Origin of the sequence: Rhizobium sp. P32RR-XVIII, from assembly GCF_012641395.1 — a bacterium.
GTDB lineage: Bacteria > Pseudomonadota > Alphaproteobacteria > Rhizobiales > Rhizobiaceae > Rhizobium.
The window spans coordinates 832,073-850,707 of sequence record NZ_JABAIH010000001.1; the positions used below are offsets into that span (position 1 = coordinate 832,073).

13 protein-coding genes are annotated in these 18,635 nt (G+C 60.3%); 8 read left to right on the forward strand and 5 right to left on the reverse strand.

Going from position 1 to position 18,635, the window contains the following annotated elements; all coding sequences use genetic code 11:
* Window positions 1-134: 134 nt before the first annotated feature.
* The gene (locus HGP14_RS04230; RefSeq protein ID WP_168828586.1) at window positions 135-1,955 is read left to right on the forward strand and encodes a methyl-accepting chemotaxis protein; all 1,821 of its coding nucleotides are present in this window, start codon (window positions 135-137) and stop codon (window positions 1,953-1,955) included.
* Between the two features lie 101 nt (window positions 1,956-2,056).
* On the opposite strand, the gene glyS is transcribed toward HGP14_RS04230, so the two are convergent.
* On the reverse strand, window positions 2,057-4,369 hold the full coding sequence (gene glyS, locus HGP14_RS04235) for a glycine--tRNA ligase subunit beta (RefSeq protein WP_168828587.1): 2,313 nt from the start codon (window positions 4,367-4,369) through the stop codon (window positions 2,057-2,059).
* A gap of 374 nt (window positions 4,370-4,743) precedes the next feature.
* Between glyS and HGP14_RS04240 the strand changes: the two genes are divergently transcribed.
* The 5 genes from HGP14_RS04240 (at window position 4,744) to ubiA (ending at window position 10,671) form a co-directional block, all read left to right on the forward strand.
* Entirely contained in the window at window positions 4,744-7,053 is a 2,310-nt protein-coding gene (locus HGP14_RS04240) for a Tex family protein (RefSeq protein ID WP_168828588.1), read from the forward strand.
* A gap of 139 nt (window positions 7,054-7,192) precedes the next feature.
* Complete coding sequence (locus tag HGP14_RS04245; protein WP_168828589.1) at window positions 7,193-8,452, forward strand: SAM-dependent methyltransferase; 1,260 nt, start codon at window positions 7,193-7,195, stop codon at window positions 8,450-8,452.
* Between the two features lie 51 nt (window positions 8,453-8,503).
* Window positions 8,504-9,085 (forward strand): histidine phosphatase family protein, encoded by a 582-nt coding sequence (locus tag HGP14_RS04250; RefSeq protein ID WP_168828590.1) that lies wholly within the window; start codon window positions 8,504-8,506, stop codon window positions 9,083-9,085.
* A gap of 80 nt (window positions 9,086-9,165) precedes the next feature.
* Entirely contained in the window at window positions 9,166-9,651 is a 486-nt protein-coding gene (locus tag HGP14_RS04255; protein ID WP_168828591.1) for a class I SAM-dependent methyltransferase, read from the forward strand.
* A gap of 60 nt (window positions 9,652-9,711) precedes the next feature.
* Entirely contained in the window at window positions 9,712-10,671 is a 960-nt protein-coding gene (ubiA, locus tag HGP14_RS04260; protein WP_168828592.1) for a 4-hydroxybenzoate octaprenyltransferase, read from the forward strand.
* Window positions 10,672-10,730: 59 nt separating this feature from the next.
* Here the strand turns inward: ubiA and HGP14_RS04265 are convergent, their stop codons facing one another.
* Window positions 10,731-11,297, reverse strand: a complete 567-nt coding sequence (locus HGP14_RS04265) for a DUF6101 family protein (RefSeq protein WP_168828593.1) — start codon at window positions 11,295-11,297, stop codon at window positions 10,731-10,733.
* A 312-nt stretch (window positions 11,298-11,609) separates the two neighbouring features.
* On the opposite strand from HGP14_RS04265, the gene HGP14_RS04270 reads away from it, so the two are divergent.
* Complete coding sequence (locus HGP14_RS04270; protein WP_168828594.1) at window positions 11,610-13,772, forward strand: DUF1217 domain-containing protein; 2,163 nt, start codon at window positions 11,610-11,612, stop codon at window positions 13,770-13,772.
* 46 nt (window positions 13,773-13,818) lie between these two features.
* Here HGP14_RS04270 and HGP14_RS04275 read toward each other — a convergent pair whose 3' ends face one another.
* The 3 genes from HGP14_RS04275 to HGP14_RS04285 are packed head-to-tail and all read right to left on the reverse strand — an operon-like array spanning window position 13,819 to window position 16,904.
* Entirely contained in the window at window positions 13,819-15,246 is a 1,428-nt protein-coding gene (locus tag HGP14_RS04275; RefSeq protein WP_168828595.1) for an FAD-binding oxidoreductase, read from the reverse strand.
* Window positions 15,247-15,265: 19 nt separating this feature from the next.
* Window positions 15,266-16,240, reverse strand: coding sequence for an L-threonylcarbamoyladenylate synthase (locus HGP14_RS04280; protein WP_168828596.1), 975 nt, complete (start codon window positions 16,238-16,240; stop codon window positions 15,266-15,268).
* A gap of 55 nt (window positions 16,241-16,295) precedes the next feature.
* Window positions 16,296-16,904: a DUF6656 family protein gene (locus HGP14_RS04285; protein WP_168828597.1), complete on the reverse strand. Its 609-nt coding sequence runs from the start codon at window positions 16,902-16,904 to the stop codon at window positions 16,296-16,298.
* A 322-nt stretch (window positions 16,905-17,226) separates the two neighbouring features.
* On the opposite strand from HGP14_RS04285, the gene HGP14_RS04290 reads away from it, so the two are divergent.
* Entirely contained in the window at window positions 17,227-18,471 is a 1,245-nt protein-coding gene (locus HGP14_RS04290) for an aromatic ring-hydroxylating oxygenase subunit alpha (protein ID WP_168828598.1), read from the forward strand.
* The last annotated feature ends 164 nt before the right edge of the window (window positions 18,472-18,635 follow it).

An 18,635-nucleotide genomic window follows, 5' to 3' on the forward strand; every position in this document is an offset into this window, starting at 1 on the left:
TTTACCATAATTTTACTTACCGGAGGACCGGAGTGAGCATGATTGCGCTTGCTGAACGTGCGTGGCGACACGCGCAAAGGGACGGGAGTTGACCGATCCGGTGTTGCAGATTTCACCATTTTCGGGAGACTTTCATGAAAAAGCTCAAGATTGCCCATCAGCTTTTTGCCCTTGTCGGAGTTCTTATGGCAGCCTTTGCGCTGGCCACGTTTTTCCAGATCAAAACGACAGAGCAATCCATCTACAATGACCGCTTCGATCTGCTCCGCACGCAGGTCGAGTCGGCGATCTCGGTCCTCAATGCCTATTACGAAAGGGAAAAGGTCGGTGAGATGACGCATGAGGCCGCCCAGGCCGAAGCGTTCAAGGTGCTCTCCAAGGTCAAGTTCGAGCCAACCGGCTATGTCTTTGGTTTCGACTACAATGTCGTCCAGCGCTTCCATCCGAGCCCGGTCAATCTCGGCAAGGACATGAGCGGCCAGGTTGACCAGCGCGGCACGCATTTCAGCAAGGAAATGGTTGACAAGGCGATCGCCGGCGGCGGCCAGACGATCTATTTCTGGAGCAAGCCGGGCCGTCCGGATAGCGAACAATATCTGAAGGGCGCCTATTCCGCGGCCTTCGCTCCTTGGCAGATCGTCGTCGGTTGTGGGGTTTACTTCGATGACCTGCAGGTCCAGATCGATGCAACGATCTGGAAGGCGCTCGTTGCCTGCGGCATCATCTTCCTCGCGGGCATCGGCGCCGCAATCTACTTCATCCGCGGCATCTCCAAGCCGCTCAAGGATGTTCATCAGGCGCTGGAAAAAGTCGCGGATGAAGACGTGTCGCTGACCATCCCGCATACCGGCCTTAACAATGAAATCGGCATGATGGCGAAGGCCACCAAGTCGCTGCAGGAAAAGGTCAAGGAACGTCACGTCATGTCTGAGCGCGAAGCGGCTCAGCAGCTCGAACTCGAGAGCGAGCGCGAAAACAACCTGCGCAGTCAGCGTGACGAGGCGACCGGCCAAGCCCGCGTCGTCTCGACGATCGGCCAGGCCCTGGAAAAGATCGCTCGCGGCGACTTGACCGTTCGTTGCGGCGATATCGGCCAGAAATACGCAGCCCTTCGCGACAACTTCAACGATGCACTTTCGCATCTCGAAGCCGCGATGGCCAAGGTCAGCGCAAAGGGCGGCGACATCGGCGTTGCGAAGGAAGAAATTCGCCGTGCATCAAGCGAACTGTCGCAGCGCACCGAGCGCCAGGCAGCCAGCCTCGAGGAAACGTCGGCGGCGCTCGACGAGCTCACCGTTGCCGTTCGTCAGACGGCGGAAGGCGCGAGTGAGGCAAGCAAGCGCGTGCACGCCGTGAGCACCGAAGCGAGCCGCAGCGATGCGGTGGTTACCGAAGCGATCGAAGCGATGAGCGGTATCGAAAAATCTTCCGACGAGATCGGCAAGATCATCGGCGTCATCGACGAGATCGCCTTCCAGACGAATCTTCTGGCACTCAACGCCGGCGTCGAAGCTGCGCGTGCCGGCGAATCCGGCAAGGGCTTTGCCGTCGTCGCCCAGGAGGTCCGCGAACTGGCTCAGCGCTCCGCCGCTGCCGCCAAGGAGATCAAGGACCAGATCGCCCGTTCCTCCAGCCAGGTCGATCAGGGCGTTCGCCTTGTCGGCGAGGCGGGAGAAGCACTGAAGCGTATCTCGGACCAGATCAAGGCTGCCAACGAGATCGTCGCCAAAATCGCTCACAGCGCCTCCGAACAGGATACGACGCTGCGTTCGATCTCGTCTTCGATGAACCAGCTCGACACGGCAACGCAGCAGAACGCGGCGATGGCGGAAGAAACGACGGCTTCGGCCGAGACTCTGGCTGCCGATACCGACGAACTGCTCAGCCTTATCCGTGGCTTCCACATCGGCGGTGCCGATCAGACCGCAGCTGCGCCGGCGCGCCGCGCCGCCTGAGTCTTAAACACGGCTATTTCATCACCTATGCATTTGCGGCCGCCGGAGAAGTCCGGCGGCCGCGTTCACTTGCACAGGATGAAGGTTGCTTCCCGGGGCCTCTACCCCGCAATCTTCGAGAAGTCCGCAACGGTGCCCGTCGCCTCGCGGATCAGCCGCAGCAGCGCAAGGCGGTTGGCGCGGATCGCCGCATCTTCGTCGTTTACGAGCACGTCATCGAAGAAGCGGTCAACCGGGGCGCGCAGTTTCGAAAGCGCTTCCATGGCCGAGCGGAAATCTTCCTTGGCGATTGCTGCGGAAGCCTCGGCGGCGGCCTTGGTGATGGCCACGAACAGTTCCTTTTCGGCATCGAGCCGGAACAGCTTCTCCGAAACGCCGTCGGCGATCACCGTGCCCTTCTTCTCCTCCGCCGCAAGAATCTGCGTCGCGCGCTTGGTGCCGACCAAAAGGTTCTTGCCGTCCTCGGAGGTAATGAAGGCCGTAAGCGCCTCGACGCGCCGGACGATCATCAGCAGGTCGTCGGCGTCCGGTGTCAGCACCGCATCGATGAGATCGTAGCGGGCGCCCTGGTCGCGGAGATAGACCTTCAGCCGGTCGTGGAAGAAGGAGAGGAGGCTGATCGCCAGCTCGGCCTCTTCTTCGATCGTCTTCGGATGACCCTTGGCAAGATAGGTCTTGCAGTATTCGATAGCGGCGTACTGTTCCTTTATGAGTTTCTCGAACTCGACCCTGTCCTCACCCTGTTGGATCTTGAGCTCGAACAGCCTTATCGAATCTTCATGACTCGTCATGGCCACGGCCCACTCGCTACGAAACGCAGCGCGAAATACCGGGACGAGGGGTGCTCTGATGCCCCGTTCCAGCAGCAGCCTGATCGATCCCAGCGCCGCTCGTCTCAGCGCAAACGGATCCTTCGAACCGGTTGGCTTTTCGTCTATGCGCCAGAACCAGACAAGTGTGTCGATCTTGTCGGCAAGAGCCAGCGCTATGGCGACGTTGTCGGTCGGCACGCGGTCGGCAGGGCCTTGAGGCTTGTAGTGGTCCTCGATAGCCGCCGCCACCGATGGATCTTCACCTTGCAGCAGGGCGTATTTCTTCCCCATTGCACCCTGCAACTCCGGGAACTCGCCGACGATCTCGGTTCTGAGGTCGGCTTTCGACAACACCGCGGCACGGCTGACCTTCACAGGATCGGCATTGACGATCTTGCCGATTTCGCCGGCAAGATTGCGAATCCGGGTTACCCGTTCGCCCTGCGTCCCGATGCTCGCATGGAACGTCACATGCAGGGCGTCGAGCTTCGCCATCCGCTGGTCGAGCGGCTTCTTGAGATCGAGCCCGAACTTTTTTGCCGAAGCCACCAGCGTCTCGAGATCCGGCAGGTCTCCCTGGTCGCGCTTCCAGAAGTGCAGCGCGTCGGATAGCCGGGCGCGCACGACCTTGCCGTTGCCGTGGATGATTTCCTTGCCGCCGTCGCTCGCCTCAATGTTGGAAACCAGGATGAACTTGTTGGAAAGCGTCTCTTCACCCTGTTTGCGAGTGACGAAGCATTTCTGGTTCGTCTTGATCGTCAGGCGGATGATTTCGGAGGGGATCGAAAGATAATCCTCCTCGAAAGTCCCCATCAGCACCTGCGGCCACTCCACAAGGCCGGAGACTTCTTCGAGCAGGCCTTCGTCTTCCACCAGTTCCAACCCGCTTGCGAAAGCAAGGTTGGCGGCATCCGATGCGATGATCTCCTTGCGCCGTTCGGCGTCCAGGATGACCTTGGCCTTTTGAAGGCTCGAGACGTAATCGTCGAAACGCTTGACGGTGATGGCACCCGGCGCATGGAAGCGATGGCCATAGGTGACATTCGAAGCGACGATGCCGTCGATCTCGAAGGGGATGACGATCGTTTCCTCGTGCTCGGTGCCGAAGGTGCAGACGATCGACTCCAACGGCCGAACCCAGGTGAGCGAACCGGGCTTGGCAGAGGCCTTGCCCCAGCGCATGGGCTTGGGCCAGGGAAAATTGCGGATGATGCCCGGCATCACCTCGGTGACGATCTCTTCCGTTGCCCGGCCGGGCTTGGAGATGACGGCGACGTAGAAATCGCCCTTCTTCGGATCGCTCTGAACCTGCGCCTCGGAGATCGAGGAAAGGCCGGCGCCGCGCAGGAAGCCCTCGATCGCCTTTTCGTTGGCGTCGGTGCGCGGTCCCTTGCGCTCCTCGCGCACATCGGCGGAGCGGGCGGTCAGGCCGTGAATGTCGAGCGTCAGGCGGCGCGGCGTCCAGTATTCGCGCGCACCCTCATAGGAGAGACCGGCCTCCACCAGCGCATCGGTGACGAGCTTCTTCAGGTCGCCGGCAGCCTTGCGCTGCATACGAGCTGGAATCTCTTCGGAGCGAAGTTCGAGAAGCAGGTTCGGCATGTCACTTTTCCTTGCCTCCGCAGGGGAGGGGTGGTCCAAAACGGTCGCCTCTGCTACCAAAGAAAGCCGCATCTGCACAACCGCAAAAACAGCTATCGTTGCCGTGACATGGGCATTCGAGCGACGTTGTGCCATGCTGCCCCCTCATCCGGCTGCCGCCACCTTCTCCCAGACGGGGAGAAGGGACTTGTGGCGGTGCCTCTTTTCCCCTTCGCCCCAGCGGGGAGAAGGTGCCCGAAGGGCGGATGAGGGGGCCACACACGCTCAAACGCATATGAAACAAACACACTCCGCTGTGGAAAGCTCCCTCGGGCATTGCCTTGCCGCTTTTGACCGCTATTGTCCCGCAACTTTTGTGAAATGCAGGGATCCCCATGGCCGCAGACCTCCGCTTGCTTGCCGCAGTCATCGCCTCCGAAATCAATGCCCGGCCGGATCAGGCCAAGGCCGCGATCGAACTGCTCGATGAGGGCGCTACGGTTCCCTTCATCGCCCGCTATCGCAAGGAAGTGACGGGCGGGCTGGACGACGGACAGCTTCGCACGCTCGCCGAGCGCCTCGTCTATCTCCGCGAGCTGGAAGCCCGCCGCGCCGCGATCGTCGATTCGATCACCGGGCAGGACAAGATGACCGACGAGCTGATGGGCAAGATCACAGGCGCCGCAACCAAGGCGGAGCTTGAAGACCTCTATCTGCCGTACAAGCCGAAGCGCCGCACCCGCGCCGAGATCGCCCGCGAGCGCGGCCTCGCTCCGCTTGCCGATGCCATTCTCGCCGACCGCTCCAAGGAACCGGCGGTTCTTGCCGAAGGCTACATCACTGCGGATGTCCCGGATGTAAAGACGGCGCTGGAAGGCGCGCGCGACATCGTTGCGGAAGGCATCACTGAAAATGCCGACCTGCTTGGTAAGCTGCGTGCCCACATGCGCCAGGCAGCGCTTCTGAAGGCCAAGGTCGTCGATGGCAAGCAGGCGGCGGGAGAGAAATTCTCCGACTATTTCGATCATTCCGAACGCTGGGCGACGGCACCCGGCCACCGCGCGCTCGCCATGCTGCGCGGCTGGAACGAGGAAGTGCTGACGTTGACGATCGAGGCGGATGGGGAAACCGTCTCGCCGAACAAGCCGGTCGAGCGCATGATCGCGGCGGCCTATGAGATCGGCGCGAGCCGGCCCGGCGACCGCTGGCTGATGGATGTCGCAAGCTGGACCTGGCGCGTGAAGCTTTCCATGTCGCTGTCGCTCGACCTGATGCGGGAATTGCGTGAACGCGCCGAGGAAGAGGCGATCCACGTCTTCGCCCGCAATCTGAAAGACCTGCTGCTTGCCGCACCCGCCGGTTCGCGCGCGACGATGGGCCTCGATCCGGGCATCCGCACCGGCGTCAAGGTCGCCGTGGTCGACGGCACCGGCAAGGTAGTCGCCACCTCCACCGTCTATCCCTTCCAGCCGAGGAACGATGTTCGCGGCGCGCAGGTCGAGCTCGCCTCGCTGATCCGCAAGCACAATGTCGAGCTGATCTCGATCGGCAACGGTACCGGCAGCCGTGAGACCGAAAAGCTGGTGGCCGACATGTTGGCCGATCTTCCGGGCACGAAGCCCACCAAGGTCATCGTTTCCGAAGCCGGCGCTTCCGTCTATTCAGCCTCCGCAACCGCTGCGGCCGAGTTCCCGCAGCTCGACGTCTCCCTCCGCGGCGCGGTCTCGATCGCTCGGCGCCTGCAGGATCCGCTCGCCGAACTCGTGAAGATCGAGCCGAAATCGATCGGCGTCGGCCAGTATCAGCACGATGTCGACCAGCAGAAGCTGTCTCGCTCGCTGGATGCCGTCGTCGAAGACGCGGTGAATGCTGTCGGTGTCGATCTCAACACGGCCTCAGCGCCGCTTTTGTCCCGTGTCTCAGGTCTTGGGCCGTCAATTGCCGAAGCCATCGTCGTCCATCGCGATCAGAACGGTCCGTTCGAAACCCGCCGCGGCCTGTTGAAAGTCGCGCGCCTCGGCAACCGCACCTTCGAGCAGGCGGCAGGCTTCCTGCGCATTCCGGCCGGCAAGGAGCCCCTGGATGCGTCATCGGTGCATCCGGAAGCCTATGGCGTGGCGAAGAAGATCGTCGCCGCCTGCGGCCGCGACCTGCGTACGCTGATGGGCGACAGCGCCGCGTTGAAGGCGATCGATCCGCGCCAGTTCATCGACGAGAAATTCGGTCTGCCGACGGTCAAGGACATTCTTGCGGAATTGGAAAAGCCCGGCCGCGATCCGCGTCCGAGTTTCAAGACGGCGACCTTTGCCGAAGGCGTCCACGAAATCTCCGACCTCAAGCCTGGCATGGTCCTGGAAGGCACGGTGACGAATGTTGCGGCCTTCGGGGCCTTCGTCGACATCGGCGTCCATCAGGACGGGCTTGTGCATGTCTCGCAGCTTGCCGATCGCTTTGTCAAAGATCCTCACGAAGTTGTGAAAGCCGGCGATGTCGTCAAAGTCCGCGTCGTCGAGGTCGATGCAAAGCGCAAGCGGATCGGTCTTTCCATGCGCAAGGACGATGGCTCCTCGGCTCCGGCGCCGCGTGGCGAAACCCGTGGAAATCAGGGCTCCGGATCACGCAACGACCGCCGCCCGGCCGCCCCGAAACAGGAGACGCAAGGCGCGTTTGGAGCGGCTCTCGCGGAGGCCATGAAGCGAAAATAAGGGCTTAGGCGGCCAGATTGCAAAAATATCACAGTTTGGCAGTCTTGTTGCAGCAGTGCCAAATACGGCGCTTGTGTGGCTGGAGAGAGGGACTAAATTTAACCCGTACCATCCTGTCACATAATGCGAGGCCCTACCCATGGCGTCGGGATTCCTATCCATTGTCCAAAAGATCATCCGCAAGGGTAATCTGAAACTCACACTCGCCAACGGCGAGACGCACACCGTTGGCGACGGCACCGGTGGTCTTGTCGCGGTGCGCATCGCCGATGACGAGGCGGAGAAGCTTATTCGCCGCGACCCCACCCTCAAGCTCGGCGAAATGTATATGGACGGCCGGTTTATCGTCGAGCAAGGCGATATCTACGACTTCCTGTCCATGGTGAAGCAGAACACCACCAACGAAATCTTCGATATTCCGATGGCCGCACTGCTGATCGGCCGTATCGCCCTGCAGCAGTTGAAGAGCCGGCTGCCGGTCAACCATAACAAGCGCAACGTCGCGCACCATTACGATCTGTCGGAGAAGCTCTTCGAACTCTTCCTCGACGAAGACTGGCAGTATTCCTGCGCCTATTTCGATCCGCCGGGCATCAGCCTTGAGGAAGCCCAGGTCGCCAAGAAGCGCCATATCGCCGCCAAGCTGCTGCTGAAGCCCGAGCAGCACATTCTGGAAATCGGCTCCGGCTGGGGTGGCATGGGCATGTATCTGGCGGAATCGACGCCAGACGTCGATCTCACCGGCATCACGCTCAGTGAGGAGCAGCTGAAGATCTCGCGCGAGCGGGCCGAAAAGCGCGGTCTTGCCGGTCGCGTCCGCTTCGAGCTGCAGGACTACCGCACGATGAAGGGCAAGAAGTTCGACCGCATCGTTTCGGTCGGCATGTTCGAGCATGTCGGCATCGGCAATTTCGGCAACTTCTTCAAGAAAGTGCATGAGTTTCTTGCAGATGACGGTGTCATGGTGCTGCATTCGATCGCGCGCCCGAAGCCGAGCTTTGCGACGAATGCCTTCATCGAGAAGTATATCTTCCCGCAAGGCTATATCCCGTCGATCGGCGAGACACTGCCTTTCATTGAGAAGGCGGGCCTGCTGGTCCGCGATGTCGAGGTCCTGCCGCTGCACTATGCCTACACGCTCCGTCACTGGCGCGAGCGCTTCGTGGCACGCAAGGCGGAAGCCGTCGCCCTTTACGACGAACGCTTCTTCCGCATGTGGGAGTTCTATCTCGCCGGCTCCGAAATGGGTTTCCGCTGGGACGAGCTCTTCATCATGCAGATCCAAATTTCCAAGAACCAGTATTCGACCCCGGACAACCGCAACTACATTGCCGAGAACGAGGCGAAGCTGAAGCAGTTCGAGGCCACGCGTCCGCCCTTGGAAAAGGTCATCATCTGACATTACGGGCGCGGCTTCGGCCGCGCTCCTTCTTTAAGGAAAGTCTTGCAGATGAGCGGTGTATTTCCTGAAATCCATCTTGTCCGCCACGGCGAAACGGAGTGGTCGCTCTCCGGAAAGCATACCGGCAGGAGCGATATTCCGTTGACCCCGGACGGCGAGGCGGCCGCCCGCAAACTCGCCGATCGGCTTAAGGGACTGACGGTTTCAGCCGTCTGGTCCAGCCCCTCCCAGAGAGCCCAAAACACCTGCACTCTTGCCGGTTTCCGTGCAAATGCGGTTATAAAGCCGGATCTCGCCGAATGGGACTACGGTGCCTATGAAGGCGTCACGACGAAGGAAATCCTCGCGACTAGGCCCGGCTGGCAGCTCTTCCGCGACGGATGTCCGGACGGAGAAATGGCCGCGGACGTCGGTGCAAGGGCGGATCGTATCGTCAGCGAGCTTCGCAATGCCAACGCAGCCGTGCTGATCTTTTCCAGCTCCCACTTTCTCCGTGTGCTCGCCGCACGCTGGCTCGGGCTGCCGCCGGAAGACGGATCGCGCCTTGTCCTCGATACCGCGAGCATCAGCGTTCTGGGCTATGAGCACGACCTGACGGAGCCGGTCATTCGGCGGTGGAACCAGCGTTAGCAACGAGGCAGTCGCCTGAGGGCGAGCTTGAACTATTGAATTTAAAAGCTTATTTCGAGTTAGGGCACTCGGATTGGCTTATGCGAACACGTCTCGACGACTTTATCAGCAGAATCTCCGCGCAAAGAGACATACTCAACTCCATCGCGGAAAGGCGGCCGGAACTGCCGGATGGACCAATATTGGAGATCGGTCTCGGCAACGGCCGGACCTATAGTCACTTGCGTGCGCGCTTCCCTGACCTGCGCATCATCGCCTTCGATCACGAAAACGGTGCGCACGGAAGCTGTCGGCCCGATGATGCGGATGTCGTGCTCGGCGATATCCAGGAAACTTGCATGAGTTATAACGGTGCAGCGGCAGCCGTCGCTCATGCCGATATCGGCACCGGCTACCCGGAAAAGGATGCAATCATCCGCCAGTGGTTACCGTCCCGCATCGTCGCTGTGCTAGCGCGCGGCGGATTTGCGGTCAGCGGCCTGGAGTTGAGGCATCCCGAACTTGAGGAAATTCCGCCGCCTCCGTCTGTCGAGAAGGGCCGCTACTTTCTCTATCGCCGCAGATGAACGCTCGGCGCCGACGGCCCGGCTATTGACCCGCCCGGCGCCTGGTCGCTAGATGGCCGCATGCAACAGATTGGCGGCTTCAACGGGCGCGTCGCCGACGCTCCTTCGGACAATTGGGTTTACCGGATTTTGCCTCCGTGGCTCTGGCCCTATGCGCAGCTTGCGCGCTGGGACAGGCCGATCGGCTGGCAGCTTCTCATGTGGCCCTGTTTCTGGTCGGTCGCACTCGCAGCAAATGCTGCCGCGGCCCGGGGCCTCTTCTCCGGCTCGCAGATGCTGTTTCATCTGTTTCTCTACTTCATAGGTGCCGTCGCCATGCGCGGGGCAGGATGCACCTATAACGATCTGGTCGACCATCAGATCGACATGGAAGTTGCGCGTACCCGCTCGCGGCCCTTGCCGTCGGGGCGTGTCACGCGAACCCAGGCGAAGATCTTCATCGTGCTTCAAGCGTTCGTGGGCCTGCTGGTGCTGTTACAGTTCAATTGGTTCGCGGTTGTTCTCGGCATACTTTCGCTTGCCATCGTCGCGCTCTATCCCTTTGCCAAGCGCTTCACCGATTGGCCGCAGTTCTTCCTTGGTCTTGCTTTTTCCTGGGGTGCGCTGATGGGTTGGGCCGGCATATTCGGCAGCCTGTCCTTTGCCGCGATCGCGCTTTATCTCGCTTCGATCGTCTGGACGATCGGTTATGACACGATCTATGCGCATCAGGACAAGGAAGACGACGAGTTGATCGGCGTGCGTTCGACTGCACGGCTTTTCGGCGAAAAGACGAAGCAGTGGCTTGTCGGTCTGTATGGCCTGACGCTCGTGCTTGCCTTTTGCGCTTTCGCGCTTGCGGGTGTCGGCTTGTTTGCCTATCTCGGCTTGCTCGTTGCCGCCGGCATGTTTGCCTGGCAGATCGTGACGATCAACATCGACGACGCCGACCAGTGCCTTGCCCTGTTCAAGTCCAACACACGCGTCGGTCTCATCATCTTCGCCGGCCTCGTTCTTTCGCTTCTTTTCGTTCTGCCCTGACGCGGAAACGAAAATGCCCGGCACAATGGCCGGGCATCATTGTTTTGAAATGGCGCCGCCTAGTTGCGGGCGATAATTTCCTTGCCTTCGATCTTCATCGTCACGCCGAGCTTGCCTGTTGTGCGACGCACGAGAAAGCGCGGACGGCGATTGGCGAAATAGGAGTGCCGGCGGCGCGGCCTCATGCGGCTGGTGCGCAGATCGCCGAGATGATCTTCGAGCGGCCGTGCAATGCCGTCGGCCTCGACCATCAGCATCGGAATGCGGAATGCCTCCGACCAGCTCCGCCAGTCGGCAGCGATATCGCAAAGATCGTGTGCGACCAGCAGCGGAATGCAGAGATCCGGGTCTTCATGGTGCAGTTCCAGCGTCACGGTCACTTCGCCGCCGCCATGGTCGATCGCCCGGGCTGCCACGCCTTTGAAGGCCCGCTTCGGCAGGGCAACAGACAGCGGCAGGCCGCTGGAGGGAAGAATTTTGCGAAGAATGGCGCCACGTTCGTCGATCGTTATGCTGACGTCACCGGCGGAGTCGTGAACGGCGTAGCTGACCTGTTGAGGAAAGCGGGACGGATCGAGACGCAGTGTCGTTGCAGCCCAAGCGGGCTTCATAACGGTGTTTTTCATGTTTGTTTCTACCCTTGTCTTACCTGAGAGCCGGTTCCCGGTCTTCTCCTTGGGGCTTTTTCGCCCTCTATGCCTCGACAATACGGACGGCCTCTTCCGGACCGCTTAAAATTCGCGGTTAAGAAAACTTTGCCGTCCCGGATGGTTATCAAAAACCAATGTGGCAGGGTTTCCGGACAGTGAACGAGCGACCGCCGGAAGCTGCGTCAAAGCGGGACGGCAGGAAGTAAGCCTCGGGTAAGCTTTGGATGCGACAATAACGTATTGGGTATTCTCTATTCCTTTGAGCCTTTGCCGGAAGAGGCGTGATTTATGATCTCGACTTATCTGAGTTACACGATCCTCACCAAGAATATGCCGTCGACACTGGATAGGGTCGCCAAGCAGCCTTCCACCCAGCGCGAAATCGACTACTACAACGCCAATATCGGCAACGTGAAAACCGTTGACGATTTCATGAACGATTATCGCCTCTACAGCTATGCGACCAAGGCTTACGGCCTCGCGGATATGGCATACGGCAAAGGCTTCCTGAAGCAGGTGCTCGAAAGCGATCTCAGCGATCCGAACAGCTTCGCAAACCGGCTTTCCGACCCGCGCTACAAGGAATTCGCCGCCGCGTTCAATTTCGGTGCGCAGCCTGAGGTTGCTCAGGCGCCGGCGCAGGAGGACGAGACCCTCGGTCTGTACACTCAGTCCTATGCCGACGAGGAAACGTCCGCCAGGACCGAGAGCACCTATTACAGCGCCGCAGTCGACAAGGTGAAGAACGTCTCGGATCTCGTCAACAATGACCGCCTCCGCGATTACATGCTGCAGGCCTATGACATCGATCCGACCTACGTATCCAAGACTTTCCTGAAGTCAGTCCTGACCAGCGACGTCAACGATCCCAAAAGCTTCGTGAACACCAGCGCCAACGACAAGTACAAGGCGCTCGCGGCGCAATTCAGTTTCAATGCCGACGGCACGCTCAAGAATGCCACAGCACAGACCACAGCTCAGAAGAACGCGGTCATCGAACAATACAACGTGACGGTTCCTTCCTTCACCACGTTTACGGCGGCGGCCTACAACAAGACCCATTACGAAGCAACGATCGGCACGATCACCTCCGTCAAGCAGTTGGTCAGCGATCCGCGTATGGTCGATTATATCAAGGCGGCCTTCAGTATGTGGGATCCGCCGAACCTTTCAGGCGCCACGGTACAGGCGATCATCACGAGCGATCCCAGCGATCCGACCAGCTTTGCGAACGTGTTTGGCTACGGCGGCGTTCCGAAGATGTTCAATTTCGACGCTAACGGCAACGTGCCACCGGGGGAGCAGGCACAGACCGCCGATCAGGTAAAGAAGACGTCAGAAAATTACAGCGAGAACTATAGCCAACTAGAACAGCTGACGGTCGACGGCGGTAGCGCGAATTTCAAGACGAGGATGGCCTCGGTCAAGGATATCGATGACTTCTTCCTGAGCAACAAGGACGACGACGACGGCGGCATCAACGACAATGATCCGGAGCTTTATCAGATTGTGCTGCGCGCCTACGGCCTCGGCGAGGACGAAGTTACCAAATCGCAGCTGAAGAAGATCCTCGAAAGCGATCCTTATGATCCGAAGAGCTACGTCAATTCGTTGAAGGACGATCGCCTCGTCAAACTCGCCAAGGCCCTGAACTTCGATAGCAAGGGTGACGCCTCGACGCCGCTTCAGGCCTTGTCGCAAACTCAGATCAACAATTTCGGACTGGCCTACAACACCCAGAAGACGATGCTCCTGAGCGGTGCAGAGCAGCAGGCGGCCGTGAAGGCGTCGAAGGAGGACATCGCCTATTTCGAGGATAACATCGGCAAGGTGAAGTCGGTGTCGGACCTGCTCGCCGACAAAAAGCTCGTCTCCTTCATACTGACGGCGAAGGGCCTGGACCCGAAGCAGGTGACCACAGATACGCTGAAGAAGGCCTTCGCAGCCGATCCGGATGATCCGAAGAGCATGCTGAACGATCCGACCGACAAAAACAGCGCCAAGCTGAAGGAGCTTGTCACGTCCTTCAATTTCGACAGCAAAGGCAACCTCACGCGTTCGACGACGGGCACGGCACAGAATGGCGGCGCGCTGCGCCGGACAAACGAGCTCTATCTGGAGCAGGCATTGGAGGAGCAGCAGGGCGATACGAACCAGGGTGTCCGCCTGGCGCTCTATGCCCAGCGCAAGGCACCAGACATCACCTCGATTTACGATATCATGGGCGATCAGGCCATGTTCGAGGTGGTCACGACGGCCTTCAATCTTCCTTCGGCGTTCCAAAGCATGGATGTCGACCAGCAGGCCAAGGCGCTGCAAAAATACGTCACTCTCAGTGATCTGCAGGATCCCGACAAGGTCGATAAGCTCGTCAAGCGCTTCGCCGTCATGTACGACCTGAAGAACAACACCCAGTCGTCGCCCGCACTGACGATCCTGACCAGCCGCTGAACCAAATCGAAGTAGGCGCTTCTCCGTCCGCGGGACCCCGCGGGCTTTAGACAGCGATCACTTTCCCCGGATTCATGATGTTCGCCGGATCGAAGGCGCGCTTGATGCGTTGCATCAGGTCGATTTCGATGGCGGGCCGGATGGCGGCCAGCTCGTCGCGCTTCAGCTGGCCGATGCCATGCTCCGCCGAGATCGAGCCGCCATGCGCCAGCACGAGCCCGTGGACGATCTCGTTCATTTCATGCCAGCGGGCGATGAACGCATCTTTGTCGGCGCCGACGGGCTGGGAAATGTTGTAGTGGATATTGCCGTCGCCCATGTGGCCGAACGCGCAGATGCGAGCCCCGGGTATTGCGGCAAGCACGGCCTCACCCGCCTCCTGCATGAAATGCGGGATCTTCGAGACCGGCACGGAGACATCGTGCTTGATCGAGCCGCCTTCCGGTTTCTGGGCTTCCGACATGCTCTCGCGCATATGCCAAAGCGCCTTCTGCTGCGCAACCGACGAGGCGATCGCCGCATCCTGCACCAGTCCCGCCTCGAAACCCTGTTCCAGAAGCGCATTCATCATCCGCTCGGCGGTCTCAGCCGAATCCGAGGTCGAAATGTCGATCAGGACATACCAGGGATGTGGTGTTTCCAACGGATCGCGCGCGCCTTCGATATGCTTGGCGGTGATCTCCACACCGAACCGCGGCATCAGTTCGAAGCCGGTGAGCGAGGTGCCGCAGAGGCTGCTTGCAAGGTTGAAGAAAGCGAGCGCATCTTCCACAGAGTTGAGCCCCGCGAAGGCGACCTGACGGCCAAGCGGCTGCGGGAAAATCTTTAGGACGGCGCCGGTGATGATCCCGAGCGTGCCCTCTGCGCCGATGAAGAGGTCGCGAAGATCGTAGCCCGTATTGTCCTTCTTCAGACGGCGCAGGCCGTTCCAGATTTCGCCCGTCGGCAGCACGACTTCGAGGCCGAGGCAGAGCTGGCGCATGTTGCCATAGGCGAGCACCGCCGTGCCGCCGGCATTTGTCGAGAGGTTGCCACCGATACGGCAGGAGCCTTCCGAACCGAGCGACAGCGGGAAGAGCCTGCCATGCGCCTCGGCCGCCTTCTGCACTTCGGCAAGAATGGCGCCCCCATCGGCCACCAGCACGTTTGCCACCGGGTCGACGTCGCGAATCCTGTTCATGCGTTCGAGCGAAATGATGATATCCGACTTGCCCTCGCGCGGCGTCTGGCCGCCGACGAGACCGGTATTGCCGGTTTGCGGGACAACCGCCGAGCCGGTTTCCGTCGCAAGCTTCAGGATCGCCGAAACTTCCTCGACGTTGGCCGGCTTCAGCAGAAGGGGCGAGGAGCCATGATAAAGCCCGCGGTTCTCGATCAGGTGCGGCGCAAGCTCGGACTGGCTGCGCACCGCGTATTTGTCGCCGACAATGGCAGCGAACCGGTCGAGAAGTTCAGGGGAAATGCTGGCGCTCATCGGGCTTATTCCTTCCTTGTCATTCGCGTGGCGCGGCGGCGCGCCTCAAACGGTCGTTGATTGCCTCGCCAAGGCCCTCGTCCGGTATCGGCGCAAAGGCAATCGTGGCCGCGCCGCTCGCATCGGCCTTCTTCATGTAGTCGAAAAGATTGGCGGCCGCTTCGGCCAGATTGCCGCCGGGGCTGAGATTGAGCACGGTGACGGCACCGCCTGCGCCCTCGATATCGGCCGGCCCGAAGGCAATGAGGGCCTCGTCCTGCTTGACGGACCGGGCCTCGAGGCGGACATTCGCACCCGGCGCATAATGGGACGCAAGCATGCCCGGGGCTTCGATTGCCGCCGCGGCCTTCTTCGACCGTCGCAGCCGCCTGCCGGCGATACGCTCGATCTCGGAGGCGGGCAGGCCGCCGGGCCGCAGAAGTCTCAGTTCGTCGCCGTCGACCTTGACGATGGTGGATTCCACCCCGACGGCACTCGCGCCCGCATCGAGGATCAGCTCAATCTTATCGCCCAGATCGGCGTCGACATGTGCTGCGCTGGTGGCGCTGATCCGGCCTGACGTGTTGGCGCTCGGCGCGGCAAGAGGCTTGCCGAAGAGGCCGATCAACTCGCTCGCGAACCCCTTCGGCACGCGGATGCCGATCGTATCGAGGCCGGCGGTTGCCAGTGCATGGATCGAGCTTTCCGCCTTCAAGGGCAGGACGAGCGTCAGCGGCCCCGGCCAGAACGCTTCAGCCAGCGCGCGCGAGACCGGGTCGAACTCCGCATATTTCTCCGCCATCGCCAGGTTGCTCATATGGCAGATCAGCGGATTGAAGCGCGGCCGGCCCTTGGTCTCATAGATCCGGGTTATCGCTGTCGCGTTGGTCGCGTCGGCGGCAAGGCCATAGACGGTCTCGGTCGGAATGGCGACCGGATGGCCCTCCGAAAGCACGGCCGACGCCGCCTCCAGCGCCTCTTGCCTGTGTTTTGCGATGTCGATTATCCGTGCCATGGGCCGCCCGTTGTTCCAGGCAGTCCCATAGGCCTTTGAAAGCTCCCGATCAATATCAGAGCTGGCGGATGATTTCGCGGAGCTGTTCGTTGCGCGCGCCAAGGAGAAGCACGTTCCTGATCGCCACCTGCGGATCGTCGGTCTTGAAGAGCAGGCCGTTACCGCGAACGGAGCGGTCGACCGTCATCTTCTCCGGCGTATGCTCGCCCGGCTTGATGGCGACGGCAAAATACATACGGCCAGAATTGATATCGATGTGGTGGAAGAAATTGTCGTTGTCGCCGATATCCGCATTGAAATTGGCGATATAGAAGGCCCAGCTGACCTCTTTGTAGCGGGCGAATTTCGTCCGGGCAGCAGTCACGTGGCAATAGCCGAGGTGCGGACTGTCCGAGAGCGTCCGGTGGAACACCATCTTCGGAAACTGAATCGCCTCGTGGAAGCCGTTGATCTGCTGATATGCCTTGAGGCCCGCCGCCTGCAGTTTCCGGCCGGTCGTTTCTTCCACTTCCTCATGCGTGAGGTATCGGCGTTCTGGGGCACGGCGGTACGGCCGTGCGCGGGTGATCTTGCCGGTGCGGAGAAATTCGGAATATGGCGCCACAGGCTTTGAGCCCTGCGGGTGTTGTGCCTCTGTGGCTTCAAAATAGCGCAGTTTCGCCATGGCTCGCATTCCATACCGTGTCCCGGGATGGAGCATAGGAGCTTATGCTTAAGAGCGTCTTAAAGTCTTCGCGCACACGCTGAGGCAGTTTTCACGGAAGGCGCAGATGCGACAATGTGCCCTTCCATCCATCGGCGAAATTTGAACTTTTCGGATGTCGCATTTGAAGCAGCTGTGGCTGAAGATCGCCAAGGCTGTGCTACTTTGTTCCCTGTCGTCATTTTCGAAGCCGATGTCGCATTACAACCAAGCCTCGGTCATGGCCGGTGATTAAATGATGGGGAGTAATTCTCCCGGCAGCCTAGGGCACGAGGACAAGCAGATGGATATTCGCAGCAACGTTTTGCGGCAGCTCAAGAACCGGCGAGAAGGCTTCAGCCTCGAACAGCCGTTCTATATCGACGAAGACTATTTCAAGCTCGATATGGAAATGATCTACTATCGCGACTGGCTGTTCATGGGCCATGATTGCGAACTGCCGAAGCCGGGCGCCTATTTCACGGTTCAGATCGGCCAATATCCGGTCGTCATCGTCCGCGGCCGCGACAACGTCATCCGCGCCTTCCACAACAGCTGCCGTCACCGCGGCTCGCGCGTCTGCACCAAGGAGCACGGTTCATCCGTTCGTCTAGTCTGTCCCTATCACCAGTGGTCTTACGATCTCGACGGCAAGCTGGCGTTTGCCCGCCACATGGGCGACGACTTCGACAAGAGCGGCTACGGCCTGAAGCCTGTTCATTGCGAGAGCTTTGCGGGTTACATCTTTATCTGCCTGGCCGAAAACGCTCCGGACTTCCAGCCGGTTCGCGACATGGCCGCGCCTTATATGCTGCCGCACCGCCTGAGCGAGGGTAAGGTCGCCTTCCAGAGCACGATCATCGAGAAGGGCAACTGGAAACTCGTCTGGGAAAACAACCGCGAGTGCTATCACTGCGCTGCAAACCATCCGGAACTCTGCCGCACCTATCCGGAAGCACCGAGCGTCACCGGCACGGACGGCGGCGCCGACGATCCGGAAATCGCCGGTCACTGGGCGCGTTGCGAGGCGGCGGGCCTTCCGAGCAAGTTCCAGATCTCGCCGGACGGTCAGTTCCGCGCCGCCCGCATGCCGCTGATCGAGGATGCTGAAAGCTACACGATGTCCGGCAGGAGCGCAGTCAAGCGTCCGCTGTCGGACGATATGAAGATAGATCGCATCGGCACCATGCTGCTGTTCCACTATCCGACGACATGGAACCACCTGCTCGGCGATCACGCGATCTCCTTCCGCGTCCTGCCGCTCAGCGCCAACGAGACGGTCGTCACGACGAAGTGGATCGTGCACAAGGATGCCGTGGAAGGCGTGGACTACAACCTCGAGGAACTGACGCACGTCTGGACCGAGACCAACGATCAGGACCGCCGCATCGTCGAGGAAAATGCCTTCGGCATTCGCTCGCCAGCCTATGAACCAGGCCCTTATTCGATGCTCCATGAGGGGGGCGTCATGCAGTTCCTCGAATGGTATGCAAACTTCATGGTAAACCGGCTTCAGGGCGATCAGGCAAAGCTTTCCGTCGTCGCCTGATTTTCCGCCGCTCGGCAATACCGACTTCGCTCCGGTCCGCAGCGGCCGGGCGGCCGTTCCCTTGGGTATTCACGATTGATTGACTCCGGCGCCGCAAAAAGGCCCGGTGGATGCGTGCATGATTGTTGCATGCGGTATAGTTACACGTAAAAATTGTATAAAAA